The organism is Chitinophaga filiformis, from assembly GCF_021646545.1.
Classification (GTDB): domain Bacteria; phylum Bacteroidota; class Bacteroidia; order Chitinophagales; family Chitinophagaceae; genus Chitinophaga; species Chitinophaga filiformis_A.
In genome coordinates this window covers 157,864-183,155 of the sequence record NZ_JAKIRP010000008.1, presented here as the reverse complement: position 1 = coordinate 183,155, position 25,292 = coordinate 157,864, and the positions used below count along the sequence as shown (strand labels likewise).

16 protein-coding genes and 1 riboswitch are annotated in these 25,292 nt (G+C 43.4%); of the genes, 5 read left to right on the top strand and 11 right to left on the bottom strand.

Translation table 11 applies throughout. The annotated features are described in order from the left end of the window. Window positions 1-273: 273 nt before the first annotated feature. Complete coding sequence (locus L3C95_RS19945) at window positions 274-2,991, bottom strand: DEAD/DEAH box helicase (RefSeq protein ID WP_236390329.1); 2,718 nt, start codon at window positions 2,989-2,991, stop codon at window positions 274-276. Window positions 2,992-3,451: 460 nt separating this feature from the next. Here L3C95_RS19945 and L3C95_RS19940 point away from each other — a divergent pair, with 460 nt between their 5' ends. Continuing rightward, window positions 3,452-4,417: a hypothetical protein gene (locus L3C95_RS19940; RefSeq protein WP_236390327.1), complete on the top strand. Its 966-nt coding sequence runs from the start codon at window positions 3,452-3,454 to the stop codon at window positions 4,415-4,417. A 136-nt stretch (window positions 4,418-4,553) separates the two neighbouring features. Next, window positions 4,554-5,204: a hypothetical protein gene (locus tag L3C95_RS19935; RefSeq protein ID WP_236390325.1), complete on the top strand. Its 651-nt coding sequence runs from the start codon at window positions 4,554-4,556 to the stop codon at window positions 5,202-5,204. A gap of 69 nt (window positions 5,205-5,273) precedes the next feature. Here L3C95_RS19935 and L3C95_RS19930 read toward each other — a convergent pair whose 3' ends face one another. From L3C95_RS19930 to L3C95_RS19885, 10 genes are all read right to left on the bottom strand, one after another. After that, window positions 5,274-9,734, bottom strand: coding sequence for a WGR domain-containing protein (locus L3C95_RS19930; RefSeq protein WP_236390324.1), 4,461 nt, complete (start codon window positions 9,732-9,734; stop codon window positions 5,274-5,276). Window positions 9,735-9,901: 167 nt separating this feature from the next. Continuing rightward, window positions 9,902-10,435: a hypothetical protein gene (locus L3C95_RS19925; protein ID WP_236390323.1), complete on the bottom strand. Its 534-nt coding sequence runs from the start codon at window positions 10,433-10,435 to the stop codon at window positions 9,902-9,904. A 61-nt stretch (window positions 10,436-10,496) separates the two neighbouring features. Next, on the bottom strand, window positions 10,497-11,255 hold the full coding sequence (locus tag L3C95_RS19920) for a hypothetical protein (RefSeq protein WP_236390322.1): 759 nt from the start codon (window positions 11,253-11,255) through the stop codon (window positions 10,497-10,499). A gap of 95 nt (window positions 11,256-11,350) precedes the next feature. Then, complete coding sequence (locus L3C95_RS19915; RefSeq protein WP_236390321.1) at window positions 11,351-11,704, bottom strand: DUF1493 family protein; 354 nt, start codon at window positions 11,702-11,704, stop codon at window positions 11,351-11,353. 650 nt (window positions 11,705-12,354) lie between these two features. Beyond that, complete coding sequence (locus L3C95_RS19910; RefSeq protein WP_236390320.1) at window positions 12,355-12,975, bottom strand: hypothetical protein; 621 nt, start codon at window positions 12,973-12,975, stop codon at window positions 12,355-12,357. Between the two features lie 172 nt (window positions 12,976-13,147). Next, complete coding sequence (locus tag L3C95_RS19905) at window positions 13,148-13,477, bottom strand: hypothetical protein (protein ID WP_236390319.1); 330 nt, start codon at window positions 13,475-13,477, stop codon at window positions 13,148-13,150. A 1-nt stretch (window position 13,478) separates the two neighbouring features. Beyond that, window positions 13,479-18,026: a DUF6443 domain-containing protein gene (locus L3C95_RS19900; RefSeq protein WP_236390317.1), complete on the bottom strand. Its 4,548-nt coding sequence runs from the start codon at window positions 18,024-18,026 to the stop codon at window positions 13,479-13,481. Between the two features lie 23 nt (window positions 18,027-18,049). Then, complete coding sequence (locus L3C95_RS19895) at window positions 18,050-19,519, bottom strand: hypothetical protein (RefSeq protein ID WP_236390316.1); 1,470 nt, start codon at window positions 19,517-19,519, stop codon at window positions 18,050-18,052. Between the two features lie 27 nt (window positions 19,520-19,546). Then, window positions 19,547-20,545, bottom strand: coding sequence for a hypothetical protein (locus tag L3C95_RS19890; RefSeq protein ID WP_236390315.1), 999 nt, complete (start codon window positions 20,543-20,545; stop codon window positions 19,547-19,549). A gap of 88 nt (window positions 20,546-20,633) precedes the next feature. Next, window positions 20,634-21,605 (bottom strand): hypothetical protein, encoded by a 972-nt coding sequence (locus L3C95_RS19885; RefSeq protein WP_236390314.1) that lies wholly within the window; start codon window positions 21,603-21,605, stop codon window positions 20,634-20,636. Between the two features lie 776 nt (window positions 21,606-22,381). Here L3C95_RS19885 and L3C95_RS19880 point away from each other — a divergent pair. The 3 genes from L3C95_RS19880 (at window position 22,382) to L3C95_RS19870 (ending at window position 25,292) form a co-directional block, all read left to right on the top strand. After that, entirely contained in the window at window positions 22,382-23,581 is a 1,200-nt protein-coding gene (locus L3C95_RS19880; RefSeq protein ID WP_236390313.1) for an acyltransferase family protein, read from the top strand. Window positions 23,582-23,767: 186 nt separating this feature from the next. Beyond that, window positions 23,768-23,967, top strand: a riboswitch (cobalamin riboswitch). 138 nt (window positions 23,968-24,105) lie between these two features. After that, entirely contained in the window at window positions 24,106-24,465 is a 360-nt protein-coding gene (locus L3C95_RS19875; protein WP_236390312.1) for a (2Fe-2S) ferredoxin domain-containing protein, read from the top strand. Continuing rightward, a complete protein-coding gene (locus tag L3C95_RS19870) occupies window positions 24,465-25,292 on the top strand; it encodes an NAD+ synthetase (protein WP_236390311.1) in 828 nt (275 codons plus the stop codon). The genes L3C95_RS19875 and L3C95_RS19870 overlap by 1 nt, the downstream gene beginning before the upstream one ends.

Below are 25,292 nucleotides of genomic sequence, written 5' to 3'. Positions count from 1 at the left end.
TCAAATCATCAATAAGTCAGATTTACTTTTGGTTTACAGGGCAACAATGCTCGGGTTCAGTGTCTCTTAATAAGGTGTTAATTCGTTGCAAAATTACCTGGATATAAACGTACGGACAATAACGTATATTTCAAAACATTTATTAAAAAATTTTCTAGTGTTAGGAATCCAACATCGTGCTCGAGCTTTTTTGCGACTATTTATATTTTAATATTTTAAAGTCACCGACTGCCTTGGTCTTACTATAAAGACCAGGTTGTATTAGTTTGCTGTTCATCTCAAGATATCTTCCTGTTTCACATTTATCACCGGCAGGCTATCTTTAAATTGATTAATGAACGGTAATTTTCCCCATAGCCGTTTATTTCCAATTAAATAGAACCTCCGTCTGGCGCGCGTTAGAGCTACATTAATCATGTTCACGTTCTGGGTTACCCATTTTCTTGCGCCCTCCTTGGCAGGGTCGCTGCCCAATACCAGAAAAACAATCTCTGCCTCCTGCCCCTGAAAGGTATGTACGGTACCGCATTTTACATTTCTCCGATGTTCAAACACCTCCTCACAATGGATCTTTACCGACGTAAAGGGAGTTATAACATAGATGTCCTTATCATAACCTGAGCCGATCAGCGTATTGATAAATTGTTTTAACAATGCTATTTCCTCATCTACTATATGTCCGTTCAGTATTGTGTATCCATCAACATTAAACCAGCTGGATGGACCCAATACACATACATAAGATTCATCTTTTGTGGCTTTAACCATCTGACCTTCATATGCTATTTTATTAGCAAGCTCAAACATAGGATTATCACATCGGCGATGCGCGCGCAATGGAAAGCCTGACCAAATCGGCGTCTCGCCGTCGCCAAGATAGGTACCTCTCGTTGACATACGATCGCCCAATGATTGAACAGAAGAAACTAAAGGAGACCAAACCAGGTCATCTATCCCAGCCTCCTTACGAAGAAATTTTATCAACGGCTCAGGATGCGTTACGACAGGCTCGATCTGTAATGGATCGCCCACAATTATACAGCGCTTCGATCTCCAGATAATACCGGCGGCAGATTGGGGGGTAGCTTGTCCGGCTTCGTCCAGCAACAACCATCCAAGGCTTTCACGCCCCATTTGCTTAAAAAGCCTTGCAGCAGATGCCAGGGTTGTCGACACAACAGGAACACAAAAGAAAAAGGTGTTCCACAATATCGGGGCTACATCATCCGGAACCTTCATCCTTCCAGTGATCATCTCCATAAACAAACTGAGTGCATTCTTAAATTTACGGGCATTAGCCAATATCGCATGTTCATGCAATTCGAGGCTTTTAATGAGTATAAGACTTCTTAACCTGTTGATGGCTGGAGAGGCGTATGGCGTGCTCAAATGCAATTGTTCATACTTTTTCTCTAAAAACCTGGTATCCACAATGTTTTCGGTATCAATCCCATACTTTTCCTCCAGTAGTTTACCTGGCATTTTAGGGTTTTTCTTCTTATTTGATGCTTTGAGATGACGTTCCCCCGCCTCCTGCTGAAAAAGATAAAAGGATTGTAAGAGTGTTCTTAATTCATCCCTGGTTTTCTCAAATTTCTCTATGTAGTCGTGTGTGTGGTCCGCTGTTTCGTCTTTATAAACAAAATGCAGATAATCCTTGAATCCAGGGAACAGACCATCACTTTCCCAGAAGTTCCTTCTGAACACATACCTGTTCCTTGCCCTTCCAAATGGGGCACTCAATACACCCCAACTTTCTTTCTCCTTCAGCAATCTGGAGGCACAGTCAGCAAAGTAACTGGCATCAGGGAATTCATCGCGATCTATCTTCTCTACTGAAGGTAATTCCATTGAGATATTTTCTACCGCTCTATTATTATTACTGCTTACAACTATTCCAGTGCCTTCAAATAGTTCCTTCCGTCCGAAATTGTAATAATAATATTTGAACTTATTTTCTGTTTCTATCGCATTCGCTTTACTTTCAAAAATCTTATTAACTCCTGTTTCTAACAGGACTTTAGCCCTGGAAACGATGCAGTCGGCAATTATGTCCAGCAATAGTGTAGTCTTCCCAGTTCCGGGAGGGCCATTAATGCCTCTGATCCCCTGGTCATTTTTCAAATCCGATAATATTGCGTTCACAGCCCCCTGTTGTGCTGTATACAGTCCATACTTAACGGGCGAAGGCCACCTGCCGGGGGAAAACAGTGCCGGATGCAAACACCGCAACAGGGCTTCCTTATCTGCAATCATATCTTCCCGCTGATCGGTATTTGTGCCTTCGCTCAAATACTCCTTCAGTGTCTTTCCGTAATCACCAGTATTCATCAAAAGATTCAGATCATCCAGATAAAAGCTGTTCAGAATAGGAAGTTCAATTTCGCTGTCAGGAGCTACCTCTTTATCAATCCAATAAACATCTCTTTCAAAACTGAACCCTCCCCCAACGATATTCTGCAGCAACTCCATTTCTTTTATGAGCAGTTCTTTTGTTAATACATCTCCTCTTTTTATTGAGTCTCCTTCTTCCCCTGTTCCAAGTGTCTTAGTCTCAATATTGTACCGTTTTTCGAAGTCACTCTGCACCCCGGCCAGTAAGTTATTAATACCAGACAATGACTTTTTCTGCACCATACAATGTATTCCATGAATGTAAGAAGCGTGGACATAACTATTCCAATAGGGACGTCCGTATTCATCTAACATGATAGCTGCCAGACAAGTATCGCCCGTCACCGGCTCCATCCAGTCTTCCTCTATTTTTCCTCCGGAAATTTGCCCCAGATATTTTATTACATTGTTTTTAGCTACCTTTCCAATGTAAAAAGTAAACCTTCTGGATTTCTTTTCATTCTTTAATGGCTCATCCATTTCCCAGGGCATTGAGTCAAATTCGGACAGGGGCAAGGCATCCTTATCAAAATCAGGAAGGTGGAATATTTCGATATCGCGCCAAAACTGTAGAATCCTTTGGGAATTTGCAGACATTATAAGGGGTTTAAAAAGGGTTAGCTGATAATAATGACAGGTACCCTAAAATAGCGATTTTTCTTAAAATACAGTTGCTATACAACCAATTAGCTCGGCAACACCCTGTCCAGCCTTACAGCATTTATTTTAAAACAAGTGTTGTTTTATACTAGCCATGTCTAAGTGAGGGAAAATCAAACCAGGCCGACTTCTCGCGATCACTCCCCAAACACCAGCAGTTTTTTTCTTCGATCAAGTCCAACTGAAGTCCTATTCATGTTCGGTTTAATCCCTGCTCTTCCAGTTCACTATAAGCTGATTATAAGTGCATTATAGTATCTCCTAAGAGATATAATGATATCCTTTTTATTACCCTATAGTGCCGGTAAAGAACAGAGACGTAAGCGAACAAAGAAGCTAACTATCAGCTTGTTAATAGCTATTTTTTCGTAAATTGTACAATAATCTATTGCTAGTTATGGCCCAAAACTTCAACATTATTACCCAGGGTCTTTCCGGCCATGTCGGAGACCTCATCTTTTACGAACGGAACGGCAAACCATTCTGCCGTAGAATGCCCCAGTATGGCCCGGATAGTATGTCTGCCGCCAGCAAACAAAGCAGCCGCGAATTCGCCAAGGCTAGTAAGGCTGCAAAATCGATCCGTTCGGCACTGAATGGCATATGGACACCAGCGCGGGACGAAACGACCGTATTCAGGCTAAATAAGGCCGTTTATGCGGCATTGAGAGAGGATACCCAACATCCACGGGGAAAACGTGTATTCAACGCCGCAGCCCTGCATCAGCATCTCAAAGGCTTCCGATATAACAAGAAGGCCATTATGACTATTGGCGGGATAGATACTATCCGCCAGGAGAACGGTAATGTACTGGTGAAGCTGCCTACTAACTGGCAAAACTGGCTGAAACCGCCTAAAGACGCCCGTTATATACAGCTCCAGGCCGTGGCATTGGACATGGACCTCGAGCAGCAGGTCTGCCTTGGCAGTACAACTGCCGCCGGTTGCGTGCGTTTGGGGGAAAAGCAACATAGCCTGTTGTTGCCCGTTACGGCGGTCAAGGCCACTGCTACGATCGTTCTTTTGCAGATCCGTTTTCTGAGGACTAATACAGGTATTCAGACCGCTGGTGCGTTGAGCAGTGAGCAGGCCTTTGTGACGGCGGTATTGGAGCCGGTTTTGCCAGTGGAAGAAAAACCAATGCATCCGCAGTTGGCTGCCAAAGCACCCAGGATTACGAGGAAGGGTCGCTCGGCGGCGGAGATGTTGAGATTGGGGGGCGAGCGAAAGGATGTACCTGTGTTTACTAACAGGGAGACGGTCAGAGAACAGGTTAGTCGAAGGGAATCAGTAAGTATACCGGAAGCTCCGCCTCCGCTGACAGTTATTCACCAATATGAGTTTGACCAGTTCCTGGTCTGATATAGTGCCTTTCTGCAGCTTGAACACATGCGCCGGACAGCCATACGGCGCAGCAGCATTTAAAAAAGAGAGTCATCTAACCTCTTTGTTTTTAACTGAGCTCGCTTTTTCCTATTTTGCTTAAAAGCACTAATTCATGACAAATGAAGCATTGTTTGAGATAATGCAGACGATTTATGCATACTACCCGGTTGGCCTGCAACCATATGCCGATATGTATACCGGTACGGCTGAATGGAGTCGAATTCTGGGTGAGAAAACTGACCGCATTATAAATGGAGAAAACGTAGCCTGGAGCCAATTTATCGAGGGGTTAAAAACAAAATACGGCGCAAATGTGGTAGAAGATCTTTCATATCGTCAGTTCCCCAGTTATACAGCCCACGTTCAACTATTTTCAGAAGCCACACAACAGGAAACATGTTTAATTGAACGCAATTTGGTGATCAATGTATCCTTACTAGGGAAATATTTCACCGCATTCATGGAAGACAGGTATATATATAAAGATTATCAAAATGCTGGTCGAAACGTTCATGTTGCGTTCTATGTCCTTTATAACCAGCAGGGGCGCCCTGATTTTAAAGACGATGTATCGGGCATACAACAACTGCTCTCCCCGATATTTCCAGACCACAAATTTGTTTCCCACAAGACGCTATTTGACATTGAAGTAAAGGATGTTGTACCTTATGGCATTCCGGTTGTGAAATCATCATCGTGTTGTATATATCACTTGTTAATGAGTGACTTCTATCATAATGACAGTATCCGGGTGTTCTTTTAGAACCAGACGTACAAAGGTAAAAGAAGCCCGGTTCCGGAACCGGGCTTCCTTTTTACAAATATTTAAGTACTACAACTTCACCTTCTCAAGATACTCCTCACTCAATAACCCTTCCTCTCTCAATTTCAGTTTACCGATCTTCGCCACCACCTTTTCCAGGTCCTTCTTATAGGCCGGATCAAAGCTCATGGCCTTGTGTAGAAGCAATGCCTGGGTTTCATAAAAAACATTCAGCACACTTTTGTCTTCAATCGGAGATACCGTCTTGATAGTTGTTTTGATATGCTTAATCCCCTCTTCTACACCTTTCAGATCTGTTGCTGTTTCATAGCAATGATAAGCCAAATTGTTATGCGCGTTACGTAATGCCGCACGGATAGGATTAAACTCTTCCAGGTAATCCCACAAAGTGATCTTGCTTAATTCAGCAATGGTAGTCCGGCATAATACAAGCGATTCTTCCTTCCTGCCGGCCTCATAGAGCGCGTAACGCTGATGATCCCATACATAGGCCCACAAGCTCGTTTCTGAGCATTGTGCATCACGGAGCTGTTTTTCAGCCTGGCTGAGTATATCAATTGCCTGGACGTAATTTTTATCCTGTACCAGTAACGTTGCCTCTTGCATCTGATTGCCAAATTCTTCCTTGCTGAATTCATACACGCCAGGAACATCGGGCAGCTGGAAGCTGGTATATGGATATGTTAACCAATACTCATCTTCTATTTTCTGCGACTTTGCGATGTCCTGCGATTTACGCCAGTATTCGGTTGCTTTAGCGGTATCGCCTTCCAGGAAGTAAGTCCAGCCGAGATAATAAACGGATTGATGAAGGTAAGACGGCTCGACATCCTTCGTAGTTTCGACTTCCGCTAACTTTTTCCTCGCCTGGTCATATTTCTTATCTAAAATCAGGCCCAGTCCCCAGTTTACAAGCAGATAATCCGGCGAAAATCTGTTCTTATACTTTGTAAAAAGCATTTCATAAACGGCAGTATACAGGTTATGCGGAATATATTTACTCAGTTCGCTGTTGCTCAAAACAGCGCCTGCACAAAACTCGACAGTGCGTAGGTCAAGGGGTACAAATTTTATGTTGGTGATGTCTCTGCCGATTGCCAGTTGACAAACCTTTGCTGTACGCATAGATAAGGGCACATATTCAAGTGCGGTGCCATAGTCCATGGAACAGGCCTTTTCACACATCTGCTGTGTCACAAACTGTCTTGGCACAAACTGAAAATCGTATGAATCTTTTGCCACGGCGATATCACAGATCTTCTGGGTCAGATATTTCTTTGGTACATCATAAATTCGTTCACTGGAACCAGACGAATCAGTTGTAATCGCTTTAATGATAAAGTCTTCATCCCAGAAGCAGGCCCATACCTTATCGAAGGTATCATAATTAAACTCCCGTTCTTCAAAATATTGATCCTTCACTTTGCTTCGTTCCTCCCAACCAGCTGCAGCCGCCTTTTCATTGAACCCGGGCAAAGCGCCAAGGTGTTTCTTGTAGTAAGCGTAGCTATGCTTCCTGATCGACTCAATATCCACATGTTCGAAGATGTCCATACCGTATTTCTTTACGTTCTTTCCCATCCCTTCCAGATCAGACTGAGATCCAAAGCGCCATCTATCCCTATCGTACAGTTCAACAATAAAAGGCCATTCGGGATCGTGACTATATTTTCCGGAGGCATATTGATATATCTCCGTATCTACCAACTTCGGCGGAATGTTTTTAATAACACCAATCCCCAGGTCTATTGCCTGTTTAATGTATTCATTGGTGTAGTATTTTGAAGGCATGTCCTTACAGTGTGTATCCCGCAGATTACCACCGGCAATGAGGGCAATATTCATCCGCTCATCCCTGAATGCAGCAGGTACATGGCTATAGTTGTATTGACTACCGGTCACCGCGCGGAAACACAGATCATAGGTTAGTTGCTCCTTTGGCACATATTCAAGGTCTATGCCATGCGGATGGATCTGGTAGATCTCTTCCGACAGGAATTCAGTGGGAATCTCACTGTAATAACAGGGCTCTTCCCGGTTTACTGCCAGCAGGATAATGTCGGGCGTATATAATTCCCGTTTGAAAAGCACGATCACCCGGCCCCTTACATCGTATTCGCCCTTTGTCTTATGGTCAAGCAATGCCTGTAGCATGTCTCTGGTACGGTATTGTTCGGGGATTGTTACTAGTTTAGCGCTAAGCCATTCCTCGGGGAATTTGCCGGTCTTCTTATACATATCCGGGCCATAGTTACCCAGCATGTCAGTAAAAAACTGGTCCCAGTATGCCTGGTCTTTCACGGTAGATGCCGGGCGTTGCGCATCCCAGTTCACCGTTACCGGATCTCCGTATACATAGTGAAGGTTGGTATGCTGCGCATACGGCCGTGCCCTGCTACTATTTTCTGCCGCCGCTTTGTAAAATTTGTCTGCTTTCTTTTCATCTCCCTGGAGATGATACACCAATCCCAGCAACCAGTTATTCGTAAAAATACTTCTCACCTCAACCGATCTTTCGAGGTAGTCTTTGGCTTCTTCGAGTTGTTGTTTGTAGATAAGCGCCTCTCCCAGCACGCGCAGGGCAAAATACGCTGACCCGCTCTTTTTCAAGGCCGCATTCGCCAATTCTATCGCTTTATCATATTCCCCGATCTGCACGGCAGATATCGCCGCTTCTTCCATGCAGGCGAGCTCGTATCTGACCTTCTCCGGCGTATAAGGAATGCCTTTGGCAAATGTTTCCATGGCCTGTTTGTAGGCTTTCTGCTCAAACAAGCATTTACCTGCATGATAATACGCCAGGTAATAACCAGGCGCTTTGGTGTATGCCTCTTTGAAACATTGATAAGCGCCGGTAACGTCCTCTTCCCTCTTCAGGCGCAATCCTTCACGGACCAGTTTAATACCTTCAGGCGTAACGCCTTTCTGTAAAACCGGCTGATTGTTCTTTAATGCTTCATAGACAGCCCGCACACTAATGTTCAGCGTATCGTGACGGGATTCCTCCAGTGTATAACATAGCTCCGGCAGGAATGCATAGGCATAATCATGCCAGGCCAGAAAAGCATTGTCCGTCTTATAAGATGATAACTCATCATAATTGTACAGGGCTGTGATCAGTGTTCCGGGCGCGATTTCGAAACAGCCCAGGTCATAGAACCAGGAGAAGAAATACGGTGCATTAATGCTCCGGAAAGGCATGGAATGTACAACTTCATCATCCTCGGCCCACGCGGAGGCAACATAACGGATGGTTTCTGTACCTATTGTTTTCTGAAAGTATCCCAGTTCCAGGTAATCGACAGTAGTATTACCGGTAACATAGTAAGCACGGGAAGAACTAACCTTCCCTTGTATGGTCATATTGCCACGTACCACAAGAAGGTCAATATGTGTGTGTGGAATTTCCAGGTCGCCTGCTATATGCAGATCGCCGTCGCAATAATAAATAGCACTGCTGTATTCTTCAAAATACTCCCGCTCACTCTCATAATTGACAGCGTAGGTGCTATCCTCATCATCCCAATAATCAGACAAATGCTCTACGCCCAGGACCTCCAGTACTTCGTTATAAGAAACCGCTTTTATGCCATGTTTTTCGAGGAAGGCCTGTGTTTCTTTATTTTCATCTTCACCCTCTTTTTCTTCGGCCTCATTCTCTTCTGTATTAGTAGTCAATGTATCAAAGGCAGCCGTGCCCATAACTGACTTCAGTGTAGTCTTTGCTTCGAGTACAGGTGATAAAGCCTGTAGAAAAGCCTCATCACTCGTATTCTTTAGCCCCTGCGGGAAGTGAACACTATGTATCATGCCTAAAGGATCACTCACAAATATCCTCATTTCATCCCCGCTGATGACCATTCCCAATACCCAGCACCCTTTCGACAAGAAGCCTGCCTCTTGATCCAGCAGCTTGAATTTACATCTGTAAAAGTTCTGATAGAACGTCAGGAAACCGTGCAGGTTATTACCGTTAACGCCTTCAGCATTATAACAATATACTGCGCAAATAAAATCGTCTTTACTAAAAAAGAGCGAACCCTTTTCCAGCCAGAAATCAACGAATGCTTCCGGCATCTGAAAACCAGCCGCTGCTTCCATTTCTTCTATATTCTCATCCGTTACAGGAACGGTTTCCAGTTCTCCGGGATATTTTCCATCGGCGAGGTACTGACCAAGAGCCATCAAGTCGTCGAACAGATGTTTAGGTGGTGCTGCACTGTTTGTTTCAGCGATTGTCTCAGTGCTAGCTTTATTGGAGTTGACTTCCGCAGCTGTAACTGCCTGAGTACTGGTATCTTCAGCAACCTGGGTATACCCTTTCTTTACCTTTTCCGCAATCAGCTTATCAGCAGCCTTTCTGCATTCTTCTGCTGATGGGAACTCCTTTGTTTGGGTCTGTCCCTGGGTGCCAGCTTTACCATAATAAACGGTATACTGGTTGTCCGTAATTTCAATGTCCCAGAATTTATTGGATTTTCCGTCCTGGTAGATAAACTTCGTTCTCATGTAAGATCTTTATTGTTCCTGTTTTGCCTTACCAATAATTGCGGTTGAGCTACGTGTAGTCAGCACGGTATTTTGGCAAAGGGGGTTTATTGGTTGGCGAAGATAGTAATCATTGTGTCTGTTTACTACATTCCGTTCATTCACATTTTTCTTAAGTTGGCTATTCATTAACCGAGAGCGCCCATTACAGTCTTTAACATGTTACCAGCTTCCGCTATTATATGCTTGTCAACTTCGGAGCTTTTATTCGTTAGCCTGAACGACGCATCTTGTCCGGCGAACACTACATGCGACATCACGCTTCCACTTCCCCAAAAATAGTCATAGATAATGGCAACACCTTCGTCGCCTGCTTCCAGGTAAGCTGATATACTTTTAACCCAGGCCAGCATCGGCAGGATTTCGGTATAGTTATGACTCAAAAATGCAACAGCCAATTCCCATTCTCCCTTATCCGTTTCCCGTTCACGCGTTCCGGTTTCTGGATCTGACAGATAGGAGTCAATCAGGCCACGATTCGTTTTTGCCCAGGCATAGATGGGGACTTTTGTCAGCGGGGACCTGGAGTGCATTTTACGGCTGTCCCACCAGGAGGTCCAATCCTGATCAACTTCCGGGGCCACTGGTTTTTCGTTGAAGAATCGCTGGAGGTTTTCCCTTTTTGTTTTGATTTTTAGGTACAAAGAGCGAGGCTCAGACATATGGATTGTATTTAATTATCGCGTAATATATTAGGATATTTTTATATTTACAAGGTATTTTCTACCGTTCATCGTAATCTATCAACGTCGCTTCAAATGTCTCCACATTTCTTTGGGTCAAATTTACTTTTGAAATCAGATTGGCTTTGTGTCCCTGCTCAATGCGAATTATACCATTCAACAGTCCTGATACCGTTGGTATATCTTTGCGCACGAGGTCAACGTAAACAATTCTGTCTCCATTATCTCGCTGGTATCCGAAATACTGGCGGTAATACAAGGACAGGTCAACATCCGAATAGACTTTGCGAAGTTTCATGACCTGCTCAACGTGTACCTGCATGATCCGTTCTGCCAGTTCTATATCTTTACAACCAAGCTCAATATCGACAATGTCTCCATAGTCTACTGTATGGCCATAGGCTGCTTCCTTGTGGAATACAAATCCCTGATAATTTTTCCCCTCACAGAGAAATGAAGGAAGCTTTTCGTCCATGTGCTTATACATCCAAACAACATCCTGTGCTTTTGCCGTCAGATCACACATCAGCGCTTTATCGTTTGCTATCCTGAGCGGGATTAATGGATGGTCTAAAATATTCAGCTTGTGGTCAATATGTTGAGATTTCAGTACAATGCCGAGATTTTTATAGAATCCGTTTGCGGTCTGCGAAGGTACATACCCTTTTTGTTTGTCAAAGGCAAGCGGCGCAAACTCGACGTAGGTGTAAGTGAGGTATAGCCACCAGGATGCGGCAGCGATGCAAATGGCTAGTAATGAAGAAATGATAGAGATTTTAAGTGTTCTTTTTTTAGGCATAGGTAAGGGAATTGGGACTCAATATTAGGGAAAATTGTGGTACTTGTAGCCAGGCTGTATCTGACAGCCCCTGCAACTTAAGTGACCGGATCAAATTATCCATTAATTACGTTATCATCTAATCGCTGCGCCTCTATCGCTTTCATAAGTTGACCTACTGTTAATATCTTAATTTCGCTGGGCATAGATGATATAGATGGTTCTGGATGGAAATATTTCGTAAAATAGAAGTTGCTAATATCAATACTGTACCTATTGCTAAATTGAATTATAAAATCTTCGCCGTCATCTCCTGTTATACCAAGATCACCTTCTATGGAAGTTTCCATGGTAATCGGAATATCAAAAGCCCTTGATTGCTTGTATACAAAGGCTAGTAAATCAATAAATATTTCTTCTTTCATATTAAACCAGATAAACACCTGAAAAATTGGGGCTTTTACTTGCATACTAACAAACAGTTGTTTGTGCCTATACGATCTTACTCAAATCTAAACTATAAACCGCCCCAGCATCAAACTACAACTTCCAATAACAATCAGTAGTAGCATCAAAATATTGACAACAACCTGCCCAATTAAATCCTGAGTTTTGGTACAATTCGAGAATTGCCCTTGAATCTTAGTCACCCTTTTTATAAAATGTGGTTTAATCAGCTTCGGAATGTTAATAACAAAAAGTACCATAAAAGGAATCAGTGCAATATAATAGAGCCCCTTCAACAGTCTAACACAGCAGACCATTACTGTCGGAATTACCAGTATAAGGGCGACCGCCGTAAGCACTCTTACAGAACGACCAAATGGGTCGAAAGACTTTGTATAAGTCTTGTATAGATAATACGTTAAGTAATCTACCATTTTAATTGAATTTGATTCAACGCCTTACATTCCTTTAAAAATCAGGATTCTTAAAGTTGCCCCTATTGATATTTGCTCTAGTTAGCGCTTCCTTGAACGCTTCATGTGATTCGAATGATTGCTCTTACAAAGAGTCCGGAGTTATAACAAACCACGGTTCAAATGCTGATTAGCAGATTGGCTCAACCAGGGCGACATCCGGTGATCACGTCTTTTTGGATGGGAACAAGAATTCCTTCTTACATACCTTTTACCGCACACTTACGGCTTAGAGTTCCCAAAGAGAAAAATTCTGATGTTACTTTACCGGTATCACTCGCAGCAAAATGACTGATGATGACATCATCATAATTAACTCCCTCAGAAGATTTTACCAGATAGCTGCTTAAAGGAAGCGAAATATCAGCTTTCGGAATAGTCATTGTAAAATCTTCTTTAAGCCATTCATTTTCATTTGAGAAGAAATAATAGTCCACTTTGACCCCTCCATTATCCAGTCCCCAAACCACATAATTTCGAATAATGGCTGTTGCTCCCATACGGTTTGCCTCAACAATAAAGACCTCTCTATTCTTTTTCTTTGATAAAAACATTGCCAGGAACTTATATCTCACAGATGCAGTATCTATTAACTGCCTGGATTTACATTCATTATTGCTTTGAAATTCAGCCAAACGCTGGGCATACCTTGCTCTTTTCTTTTCATCACTGGCCGACTGATATTGATTGGTAAGTGATTTCAAAGTTGCCTTATTCCAGTCTATCAACATACGACGGACATCCTGCTGATATCCATGTTGATTCTGCCGATTTTCAGGCGTTATGCCCAACAAACATGTTAGTAAAAATATTCCAATCATTGTAAACGGATGTAAAACCTGGCAACGTTGGAAAATGCGGTTGCCTTCCCGCTTTTTATTTCAAATAATGCACGACAGGGGCTCTGAGTGCAATCACCTTGCGACAGCGCCCAGAGCCCTATTGTTAATTTAGCACGTTCAATGGAGCGCCTCCGACATCTGGCCTAATTTACTACTCCACGGGGCCGCTACTACATTCCCAATGACAAACCAAACTGGTGTCTTTTCTAAATACCTTGATATCTGCTGTCCCTAATTCTTTCCTTAATGTATCTCCAACTTCCACCATATCATATAAGTTCCAAAATCCCACCTCATCGAGAAGAGCCTTCTTTCCATCGAGGTCAAGCCCTTCAAAGGCCGTCTGCTTGTAATCGTGGATATATTTTTTTTGCACAATAATTATAAATTGCCTTTTCTTAAACTCTTTAGCATAATATCGACAATCGTTACAGCCAGCGGTTATCGCAAATATTGCAAAAATCAAAATAAATCTACTCATATCATTGAATTTGAAAATAGTACATATACGTATAGCCAATTTCCTGACCAAATCCAACCCCGGGCGTTGAAATCCCAATGCCAACAGTGTTATATCCATCTGAATAATCAAGACCTCCCGCAGTGTTTTTGACTCCACTCTGAGAGTAGAACAAACTTGTCCCTAAGGCATTAGCTGAAGATGTAAATGAATAAGCTCCAAAATCATACGGATTTGGTCGACCATTTCTGTGCTGTCCAGTATACTCAGAAGCAAAAACCGATGCATTCAAGCCCACATTAAAAGACCCACGCGTACGAGGACCACCTGCACCATATCCAAAAGACAAATAAGGCGCAAAACCATGATTATCTGCAAATAGACCTGCAGTAAGCGAGTAACTCATACCACCAATATTCACGCCTCCACCAACTTGAAAACCCATCGCACTCGGCACCCAGGGACCGTATTCTCCGGATGATTTTGGATTAGTAACAACTACAGTGCTTAGCCCTACTGCATTATACACGTTACCATCGGCCGCATAGTAGTATGTATTTCCATCACTACCCGCATGGATAGCCTGTTGTCCAACCCAGCCCACACCAGCGGCATCTGCCTCTGCCTTCGAATTTATCTTTGGATCCCAAACCGGAGCCTTACCTCCTTTTGGTGTTACCCAACCCTTCAAATCCTGAGGGCGGTTGAGGTCATTATCATAGCGCTGGTCCATTCTGCTTCCATTGTCATGTCTTCTATTCCAATACACAAGCTCTTGAGAAGTCTTCTCATCTTCCTCTTTTTCCACATACGCGGGATTATCTGGCCACATACCCAACGGGTCAATAAATTTCACAGGATTATTAAAACAGTAATGATATGGGCTAATTCCAGCCCCTACATCTGCCACAGGGTCCAGAGAATGCCACATTCCAAGTTGAGGATTATACATCCTCGCTCCATAGTTATACCACTCTAAACCGCTGCCATCTTTGAATTCACCACTTTGCAACTCCTTACCATTGTATTTCAATCTATTCTCAGGATAATTCGCACCCTTCAACGCATTTGTAGATATCCCCGCCATCGTCAACCCATACGGATAATAATGCGTCTCCTCCAGCAACGGCCCACTATTTACCGCCAATACTACGTTATCAAAGAACACATCCTGCTGACTCTCATTACTCGTATAAACATACAAAAATCCGCTTTCTTCTACCGCCATTTTCTCAACCCCTAACTCCTGCAGCTCATCCGGACTCTCCTTCACTTGCCTCACCCCACTATTATCCTCCACTAATTTAAAATCATCATCGAATAAAACAAAGTTCAAATAGGCTTTGGGGCGGTCTGATCGTCCATTATCATTATTCTTCTCCTTTAAACGTTGATAATTATTATTATAGAAATCCGCGTTAAAGGGTGTATTGTTGGAAGCCACTTGGGACGCATGTGATCCATTTTCGCCTGTAGAACCACCAAACGCCTGTACCAAGCCAGCAATCATATCCTCTACGGGAGCTTTGCCATTATTATCGGTTGGTCCCTGGGACTTATAAAATGCTTTTGCCTTGATTTGAACCGTATCCCCAGCCATCACCCGCAGCACAAGTGAGGGACCGATCTTCTTCCCTCCTGCCTTCGCATTCAACTTTGCAACAAACTTGTTCTTGTCAGTAGTTTGATCCTCAGGATATCCCGATGGCTTTTCCGTACGGGTTTCTTCCACATTACTGAATAACGCCACTTCCTGGGCTGCCACTTCGGTTTCCATCGTAGCTGCATACATCGTAAAATCAGTCTGATCAGTTAAAACTGTTCTCACATTGCCCAAATGGTCTTTTTCAAAGTAATCGTAGGCATAGGTAACAGGAACTCCCGTTTTATAAACCGGGCGAATACGCCCCTCTTCATGACTAATCAACTCAAGGCTGTCTTGCTTATATACAAATGGTCCTCCGTAGTCAGTCACAGTTGTTTTGGAAGGGTTGCCAGTATTATCGAGTACGGTCTTGCTCAGCTTATTCCCGGTAGCATCATACTGATAAGTAATGGTCCCTTTTCCCGCAATCGTAATTACAGACGGAAGGTTCAGATGATTATACACAATAGCACTTATGTGCTTATTAGAGTCTGCCACCATATTACCATTTCCATCATAGAAATAGTCATTACCTGCATTCGTGCCATCAATAAAATCTCCCAGTTTTGCAGATGCTGTCTTGGCTGGATTAGGATCAGCTACCGCTGCAAGCTTGTTGCTATTAGTCAAATAGGTATAACTTAATCGGTCGATGGTATCGATCTTTGTTCCTATCATGCCCTTCTGCCACATGGATTTGATATTTCCATTAGCGTCATAGGTCAAATTGCTAACTGTGAAGTCCTTTTTATCCTGTGCCCAGCTACCACCATTCTTCTGCGTAAAATATGCCCCGGTCAAACGATTAGCCTTATCGTAGTTATAACCATAAGCCCAGGCACTGTCCGCCCGTGTCTTCCACTTAACGCCAGAGATATTGCCATTATACTGACTGGAATCAAATCCATAGTCATAGCTCAATTCCTGACCAAACCAATTGGATGTGGCACTTCCGCTGTTTACAAAGTTCTTGTTAATGCCCTGCAACCAGCCGCGAATATTATAAGTATAGTTTAAACTATCAATCACACTTCCGGAGGTTGTCATACCCAGCCGTTTTAGTCTCAATTGCCCTAGTTCATCATAACTGTTAGCTGCAATCAACTTCTCCTGACTTACATCATCATTCAACCGCTTCCGCACAGTAAGTAACCTGCCACCATGATCATAAGTCATAGTTGTCAGTAACGTGCTTTGCGGCGTGACGCTCCTGGGATTCTGATGGCGAAGGTAAGTCGCCAGAACGGCTCCCTTGAAATTATACAAGGTGCTCAATACATCTTTACCGCCCAGGTTATTTTCACTTATCACCTGAACAACACGGCCTTTATCATTGTAATATGTAGTCGTTGTCAACCACTTGTTGGTTCCCAATACCCTCACTTTACCACCTGTCACCAGCCCTCCCGTCATATTGCTTACCGGCAGTTTCTCAGGATATAACGTATCAGCTGCCAACAATTTCCCTGTATCGGTACCAATAAAGGCTAACTTCCCGGAGTAATTATAATTATCGTAAAAAGTATATGTCAGCGGCGTTAAGGCAGATGCAGGTATACCAGGTAATGGATTCGTAGCAGTAATCACCGTCGTATCACCTGCGGTGGCTGGATCAACGATCGCTTCTGTTTCACCGCCAGTACCTGAATCAAATCCTTCCAGCATTGTAATGCTGTTGGTAGCGGTATATAGCGGACTTCCATCATGGCTGTACAACGCCAGGTCTGCCTTCGCCGGAGCCACGTAAGAAATAGATTGAGAAGCTACAGCCCTGTTCAACCTTGCCTGTAAAGTGTCCCGCGTCGCAGTTCCTTGATAAATAGCCGTCATGGTTGGGCGGTTCAACTCATCATAAAACGTCACCAGCCATTCCATAGTAGATTTAGTCCGCTGAATAGAGTCCTGCGTAAACACAAGCCTGTCGCGAACATCATATACCATAAAGACTCTACCGGCGCCGGGCACCTTTTTCACCACCATGCGTCGCCTTCCATCGTACTGGTATTGGAAACACAACTCATCGGCAATAGCTGTACTTATTGTCCATGAGCCCTTAATAGCATCCACAGCCAAAGGCGGTATAACAAACCGAAGATTTCCCAAATCGTCGTAGACGTAATAAGTACATAACCAGCCGATATGCCCTGTGCCAGGAGCCGCCGCTATCTGTACCTTTTTCAATACGACCTGTCCCTCTTTATCCTTAAATTCAACCACCTGGCTGCCTTGCTCGTCTACTGTCACGTTCTTTTGTAACTGCCCGGCGGCATAGTTACCCGTACTGGTCGGAATTCCGTTTCCTATATTCCATAATCTCACCGAGTCAGCAACCGAATTAACCAGGTAGCGCATTTCCACCGGACGGCTGGCCCAGCTATTACCTGCTGAGTAAGCCTTAAGGGGCCTGTTAAGTGGGGATGGCTCAAATTGCTGCTGACCATAGTAGATATTCTCGCCCACAACGCCCGGATTTAGCACCCCATTTTGATAAAATGCTTTCTGTGAGTTAAAAGGGTCTGTCTTAAACTTCCCATCGCTAAAGTTGCCGGATTGCTGTACATAGGGAAGATACTTGTACAGTTCTCTTCCAAATGCATCATATACAACCGGTGCCACCAGGTCTTTTCCGCCACTACTGGTTCCCTTAGAAACCGTTTGTACAGGGCGTCCAAGACCGTCGAAGTACTGCGTCGTCTGTTTCACCTCCCTCACTTTCCTGGTCGCAGATACAACAGCGTTTGTATCCGTCAATGGCATATCAGGTTCCCAGCTCCTGACATAGTTAACAGACGTATTAGTATATGCCGAGGGAACAGCCACTGCCGTAGCTGTACTGCGCGTTCCTCCCGGTTTGTTTTGGGCTGAAGAAATATTGGGGTACGTCATCCCAACGCAAAAAGCCACAGCAACTATTAAATGTCGCATAAATTTCATATAGGGATTTGATACTATTTTGTAATTGATGCCTGGAACTTGTAGTCAAACTGTTTTAATACCTTACCATCTATGTCCTTAACAACCTTTAGTCTGCCGAAATCATCATATTGATAATACATGATCTGGTTATTCTGATCGCACATTACGGTAATACCATATAAAGGTTGATAGGCGAAAGTGCTCATCAGCGCAGAAGATGGATACAAACGTAAATCATCGATAATCACACCTCCCTGCACAGTAACCGTTGTAGCACCTGCAGGTATGACGTGCTCAAAATAAGTCCACCCATTCCTGGTAGCACCTTTTAAGGCCGTGGTTCCGTTTACATTCGCTGCAGCTGTCTTACTCCAATAAGACACTTTATAGGATTTACCGGAAAACAGACCGCTCTTCGAAATCGCTCCTGCAGTAAGATTGTATACCTTCCCGCCAGACAGCGCAGCTGCATCTGTTAATGGGGCTCCGCTATAAGACCAGTTTCCTTTGCCATCTTCATCGAATCCGCTATATGCGATCTCGCTTGCAGCCGCGTTCTTTACTTCGGCAATAACATAATTACCGTTATAACCATATATATAAGCCTGTGGAAGATCATTTACCTTACTTTGTTCACTAAGCAGCCCTTTTGATGTATACTGGCTGAACGAAATAAGTTTCTTAAATAAAGTAGTGTCCCTGTTAAACAAAGCAGGATTGAAAGCGGCAACAGCTGTTGAAGGAACAATGTCAGCACTGTTAAATGCAGCTATTCCTGTGCTTCTCAAGCCTGAAGACAACTGCGCATACTGATTGACATATCCGCCGGCGAGATATTTTGTACTGCCTTTTGTTTTCCAATTTTCAACCGAAATCTCAGGGCTATACATATTCTGCAGCTTCATTGCTGTGCCAACTGTGTTACTGTACTCGTAGGGATAATAAGAAACCCTCTCTATTTTCTCACCCCTGCTATTCAAACTGGTAACTGTCTTGACATTGAATGCCGTATCATATGCGTAGCTCACATCAGACACCATGCCTTGACCATTGCTGTATTCCGTAGTCGTAGTCTTCACAAGGTCCTTTCTACCAGCACCGGGAGTGAACGTTTTTGAAGCATAGTATATTGGCTGAACTACCTGGTCCCAAGATTTGATCAATGCGGAGGGATTAGCTCTATATTCATAAACAACAGGAGTCAAGGCTATCGACGTAAAATTCAGCAATCTCTGAGTACTATTATAGTAGTTGTCTAAAGAAGTGTTGTACTCGTTCACCGTCACCTTTACAGAATCGTTATCTGCATTGTAAATCACCTCCTTTTCTAATTGTCCATAACTCCAGTCGAAATATGTAGGCGGCGTGAAGGGAAATGCATTATAGCCTACCAACCCGCCTGCCGTGTACGAAGTAAAATAGCACTCCTGTGCCGATAGTCTGACCGAGCCACATATGCAAATAGCAGCTATCAGGCCAAACAAATAAATCTTTCGTTCCATATCTTAAGTCTACAAATCCTAAATATTTTACTTAGTATCCTTCTTTTCGAGAATGGTTATTTTCTTCTCCAACTCTATCACATGCAAGGTCAGTTCCTCAATCTTCTTCAATAATATCTTATTCATCTCTGCTACATCTATCCCCTCTCTCTCCACCTCTTTCGCTGAAGGCACCTCCGGCAAGTGATTATTTTCCTTCACATACGCCTCCAGTTCCTGCAATGGCATCAGCTTGTAGCTCTCGCCAAAAACATAATCCGGCCAGTTAGCATACGCTTTTACCTGTATCCTTGTAAACATCGCATCTCCGTTAACTGCCAGCTTATACCCTTTGGTATCAGTAGTGCCAATCCCCACATTACCATTAGTAGCATTACGTGCACCAGCTAGTATCACATCTCCGTTTGCCTTGAAAAGCAGCGGAGCGTAATATCCTCCCACGACGCTTCTCAACGCATAAAACTCAAGCGTTGGCCCGGTCAGATCATTACTGAAGTAGCCATCCTTCCTCAAAGAAGTTACCCAGGACATTGGCTTACCGGATGCTATTCCTGTTGCTGTTTTTACATTGAACCTCAAGTCTGAATAAGCAGCAGCATCCCCATCGCTGAGTAAATTTATAATTCCCCTGGTTGCACCCATATCGATAGTTACTTTATCGGATGTGGGAGCGGTACCAATACCTACATTTCCGCCCGTCGTCAGCGTGCCTTTCATATTCAGGTTACCGTTAGCATCCAGGTACATGACCTGGTCGGTATCTGTAGTATAATCAATACTTCCATTGTCATGTGCTAACCAACGGAACTTAAACCCAACGGCCTTGGCACCAAACAATCCGTAGTTTATAGCGCCATTGGACTGGTAAATAAAGCCTGACCTGTTGTTTCCGGAATACAAGCCGGTAGTGATAGTATTTGTGTATACGTTATTGGGAAATTGTATAGTGGAAAAAGTGTCTGTTTGCGCGTTTACGTAAACAGATGATAATAACAATGCTGTCAAGCTTAAAAGAACCTTATTCATGGTATTGAGTTTATATTAGAATGTAAATTATGCCTGATGATAAGCCTCCATTAACTCGGAAGCGAATGAACGGCATTACCGGTATGTACTATTTCGCCTCCGGCGCTCCATGCTTCTTCAGTTGATCAATCTCCTTCTGCATTTCTATCACATGCAACGTCAACTCTTCAATCTTCTGCAACAAAATCTTATTCATCTCTCCCAGGTCCAATCCCTCTTTTGCTACCTCACTCGCAGAAGGCACATCTGGCAGATGTTTATTCTTCTTAATATAAGTTTCCAGATCCGTTAAAGAAGGCAACCGATAATCAGGCTCAAAAACAAAATCAGCCCAACCAGTCAAAGTAACCTTTACTCTGGTAGCTCCAATAGCGCCTTTTACTGCCAGCTTATAATCTGCTACTTCAGTAGTTCCAATAGCAACACTGCCATTTCCTTTGATTCTCATTGCCTCAGTCCACCCAAACCCTGATGTGCGCTGACCGAAAACCATATCCGGTGCCGGTGTGGCTCCTTTGTTAGCCATAATACCGATATAAGCTGCATTTCTATAGCCACTCGCATTCACCGCTGTCATTAAAAAGTGTGAGCCGGAGCTGTCCACAGGAGAATTATTATTAATCTGCACAATACCTCCGTATGGCAATGCTGCCGTACCGGTTGGACGGTAAATAATGGAAGATGTATCAGCAATATCCAATCGCTTTCCCGGAGCTTGTGCATTAATACCTATTAAACCGGTGGCCGTTATCCTCATTCGTTCAACCCAGCTGGTACCATCGTGTATCCACGTTGCAAGCCCTGGATTCGTTCCTCCGGTTAATTGTATATTTGCCCCCCGCGTTTCTGCTGTATTTAATAACTGGATGCCCAGAAGTGGTGCGTCGGTACCGTTTTTTGTCAAAATAAGACCATTGCCCAATTTGCCGGATCCGGTTATCCAGAAATTGGCTGTCTGTGCGCTTGTAATATCATTTTCAATATAACTCTGGGCAGTTGCAGAGAAAGATAAGCTTACTGCAAACCCTAACATGATGGCATTCTTCAAAACTGATTTCATTGGTATCGAGATTTACTTTTTAAAATATTGTTCCTAAGAGTTACATGTATCAACTCCTGCGACATACCTCGCAGGCAAAACAGCGGCTTTGCAAAACCGTCGTCCTGGTCTTACAATCTGACGTTTTACGACAATCATTAACATGACCTTGCAGGATTGTCATAAGCGACTTATAACAATTCTTCACTGGCTACACACTAAGATCTAAATTGACAATTATGAATATGCTCGAACAAAGTATAGGACACCTATGAAATGGGTACTGGGCAACATCTAATTTCAACTGGTTGCAAAGGTGATAAAATGATGCGATAAAATACATAACACATTAGTGGGATGCACGTTACATCACATCAATAACTCACTTTATTACAAAGAAAGGTTCCTGCTACGCACCGTATATGCGTTGTATCTTTTGCCCGATCATGCCCTTGTGTGAGTTATGCGCGCTGTTTCTCTGATAACAATATCGGAACAAACGGATGTAATCAAGCTGCCCTGTGTAAGGATGCTCTACTTGTCCCCCCGTTTGGGTATCATAAAAAGATGAGGTACCTGCTCTTATAAAAATTAATAAAAAGTATATTTGCACTTCAAAATTAGTTAGATATAGACGGAAATTGTAGGAATAATATCTGAAAACAATCTGTTTCAAGACTTTAATTCAAACGATCCTTCCCATAACTCATTAACAATAAACAATTTATAAAACAATACGCGGCACTCCAGTTCTTGTCAATCTGTTATTGGGTGCATCACATAATTTTCGGGAACTTATGCAGCAGTCAAAGGTTTATTTTAAGGGTCTTAATGGATTACGTTTTTTTGCGGCCTTTCTGGTGTTGATGCAACATGCTGAATCAAACCGGTCAGGGTTCTCCCTATTTAATCTGGCCAATTATACTCTTTTCTCATCCGGAGCTAGTGCCGTGGAATTTTTCTTTGTATTGAGCGGTTTTCTGATCACCTATTTGTTGCTGGAAGAAGAAGCTAACTCAGGTACGATTAATGTCAGAAACTTTTATATGAGGCGCGTGTTGAGGATATGGCCGCTTTACTATCTTGTACTAATCATCGGTCTGCTATTGATCCCTGCTGCGATTAAAATAGTGAATCACGGATATACACCTACATTTCCTTTAACTACGGCTGGCTTACTTTTTACTCTTTTTCTGCCTAATCTCGTTACGAGCATCTGGGAGGTCGGTTATCTTACCCCCTTGTGGTCAATTGGCGTTGAAGAACAATTTTACTTTTTTTGGGCGCCTCTGGTGAAATATTTCAAAAAATACGCCATTGCTATATTTGCTACGATTATTGTATTAAGAGGAATATTCTATGCGTATTCCGCGGTTAACCCTCCAACAGTACTGACTAAGTTTTTATTTACATTAAAGTTTGAAGCGATGAGTGTGGGTGGACTCGGAGCCTGGTTATTCTATCATTTCCGCGAACGGATGATGAACATGAAGATCTTCAATCGGGGATGTCAGATCCTGTTTTTATCGTTGATCGCTGTGAGACTTACCTGTCACAACTATTTGACCCAGGAAAATACGACCTGGATAGGTGTTGCCTATAGTGCAATATTCGGCCATTTTTACTCTTTTCTTGCTACAAACGCGCTTTTCCTTTGGCTGATCCTCAACACCTCGTCAAACCCGAAAACAATTCTCACTACAAATAATAAGATACTCAATTTCCTTGGAAATCTATCCTTTGGTATTTACATGTATCATAGCATTGTATTGCTATTTGTAGTCCTGATCCTGAAGAATATCTTGCGCACACTATCTCCATTAAGCGCAACAATTGCTTTATATGCAATTTCCAGCGTTCTTACTTTTATTACCGCTTATTTGTCATACCGTTTAGTTGAGTCAAGATTTTTATCGCTTAAGAAGGCGTTTGAACCTAAGAGTTCTACCGTAGCAGCAGAGAGAAATAAGGACCTGGAAAAGGCTGTAGGTGCGTAATAACCCGCGACCGTCTCTAACATATAAAAAAAACGGGGTCTTGACGATCCCGTTTTTTTTTATATGTTTTTGCATCCAGGGTATCTGCGCTTGGTCACTCCTTCCCCGAAGTGGTTTCCGACCCAAATAACATCCTCCCTCACCGTCATATCATCACAATTCGTGGAAAACAACAAATAATTCCCTACCTTCACGCCAGTTTTTGGTTTTCAACCGCTAATACCGGCTGAAATTAAAAGGGAATTTGGTGTGATTCCAAAACAGTTCCCGCTGCTGTAAGTTCCAAACCGGCTCTTAACCTATGCCACTGTCTAAGTCCAAACAAGGACGGGAAGGCGTTAAGAGTGGAACAAGTCAGAAGACCTGCCAACAACCATGTTTATCCAACGCTTCGGGAAGAAAGCACAGGAAAAGCAAGCGTCATGTCATGTGATACGCATTGCCCCACCTCGCTATTTCCCCCCTGAAGCTTTGTTTAATCATTAACGGGTAATTAATGTATTAAATTAAATGTAGGCAACAGTATGGCGATCAAAGACCTGACTAAAGTTCAGAAGATCCTTTTCATTTGCAATGGCGGCACCTGCAGCAAAAGCGGCGCCGACGAAAACACCAACCAGTTAAGAGCACATCTTACCGAGAACGACCTCAACGACGAAATTCACACCGTACGTACCAAATGCCTGGGGCAGTGCACCTGGGGACCAATGATCTTCATGCATCCCGAAGGACTCTGGTATAAAGGCGTTACGCCGGACACCACCCGCGACATCGTTACACAGCACCTCATGCAGAATGTTCTCCTGGAAGAACATGTACATTTTCCTGCAACTGAACTGATAGATTCCAAACCACTCATTCTTAGCGGACAACCGAACGAATAATGGACTTTCTACAACAGGACCTCACCGGGTTCATTGTCCTGTCGGTATTAGGCTTACGACATGGACTGGACCCTGATCATATTACTGTCATCGACGGTTATACGTACCGCCTGCACCTGAACAAAAGTATCTGGACCCGCTGGGTAGGTACCTTGTTCACCTTCGGACACGGTATCATGGTCACCGCTATAGCGCTGTTCCTTTGTATCCTGAAGAATAATTTTGAAATGCCGGCCATGCTGGATATCGTCGTGGAATGGCTCTCTTCTGTGATGCTGCTCTTTATGGGCATCTCGAACCTGATCTCCCTCACCCGTAAAGAGAGCGGACAACTGAGCGGGTTCAGGAAAAAGCTGTTGCCAAAATCGTTCAGCAATAGTCTAAATCCCTTCACAGTGATCCTGACAGGCATCATCTTCGGTTTCATCTTTGATACCTCTTCCCAGATCGCCGCCTTCGGGTATGCGGTTTCCGTCTCCAATCAATGGGTATATGCCATACTGGGCGGCGTGGTATTTTCATTAGGACTGATCGTCACAGGTACCTGTGACTCCCTCCTGCTGAGCAAGCTGCTGAAAACATTCGATCAGAAAAAGATCCGGCGTCATCGTTTTAAATTGAATGTGCTGATCACTATCATGTGTTTTGCCATTCCGCTCTATAAAATTGCAAGCGCCATGCAGCCGGCGCTGGAACTCGATGATTTCCAGAATAATATTGTCGGTCTGGTTTTTATCAGTATCATTATATCGTTATACGCAGAGCTGTACCTGCGACACAGGTACGCCAAAAGCGAAGCGGTATTTGAAAACACTGACCCTCGATAA

What these genes read in the sequence shown, in the direction of transcription:
- L3C95_RS19945 (WP_236390329.1), bottom strand. Translation starts at nt 2,991, where the DNA reads ATGTCTGCAAATTCCCAAAGGATTCTACAGTTTTGGCGCGATATCGAA.
- L3C95_RS19940 (WP_236390327.1), top strand. Translation starts at nt 3,452, where the DNA reads ATGGCCCAAAACTTCAACATTATTACCCAGGGTCTTTCCGGCCATGTC.
- L3C95_RS19935 (WP_236390325.1), top strand. Translation starts at nt 4,554, where the DNA reads ATGACAAATGAAGCATTGTTTGAGATAATGCAGACGATTTATGCATAC.
- L3C95_RS19930 (WP_236390324.1), bottom strand. Translation starts at nt 9,734, where the DNA reads ATGAGAACGAAGTTTATCTACCAGGACGGAAAATCCAATAAATTCTGG.
- L3C95_RS19925 (WP_236390323.1), bottom strand. Translation starts at nt 10,435, where the DNA reads ATGTCTGAGCCTCGCTCTTTGTACCTAAAAATCAAAACAAAAAGGGAA.
- L3C95_RS19920 (WP_236390322.1), bottom strand. Translation starts at nt 11,255, where the DNA reads ATGCCTAAAAAAAGAACACTTAAAATCTCTATCATTTCTTCATTACTA.
- L3C95_RS19915 (WP_236390321.1), bottom strand. Translation starts at nt 11,704, where the DNA reads ATGCAAGTAAAAGCCCCAATTTTTCAGGTGTTTATCTGGTTTAATATG.
- L3C95_RS19910 (WP_236390320.1), bottom strand. Translation starts at nt 12,975, where the DNA reads ATGATTGGAATATTTTTACTAACATGTTTGTTGGGCATAACGCCTGAA.
- L3C95_RS19905 (WP_236390319.1), bottom strand. Translation starts at nt 13,477, where the DNA reads ATGAGTAGATTTATTTTGATTTTTGCAATATTTGCGATAACCGCTGGC.
- L3C95_RS19900 (WP_236390317.1), bottom strand. Translation starts at nt 18,026, where the DNA reads ATGCGACATTTAATAGTTGCTGTGGCTTTTTGCGTTGGGATGACGTAC.
- L3C95_RS19895 (WP_236390316.1), bottom strand. Translation starts at nt 19,519, where the DNA reads ATGGAACGAAAGATTTATTTGTTTGGCCTGATAGCTGCTATTTGCATA.
- L3C95_RS19890 (WP_236390315.1), bottom strand. Translation starts at nt 20,545, where the DNA reads ATGAATAAGGTTCTTTTAAGCTTGACAGCATTGTTATTATCATCTGTT.
- L3C95_RS19885 (WP_236390314.1), bottom strand. Translation starts at nt 21,605, where the DNA reads ATGAAATCAGTTTTGAAGAATGCCATCATGTTAGGGTTTGCAGTAAGC.
- L3C95_RS19880 (WP_236390313.1), top strand. Translation starts at nt 22,382, where the DNA reads ATGCAGCAGTCAAAGGTTTATTTTAAGGGTCTTAATGGATTACGTTTT.
- L3C95_RS19875 (WP_236390312.1), top strand. Translation starts at nt 24,106, where the DNA reads ATGGCGATCAAAGACCTGACTAAAGTTCAGAAGATCCTTTTCATTTGC.
- L3C95_RS19870 (WP_236390311.1), top strand. Translation starts at nt 24,465, where the DNA reads ATGGACTTTCTACAACAGGACCTCACCGGGTTCATTGTCCTGTCGGTA.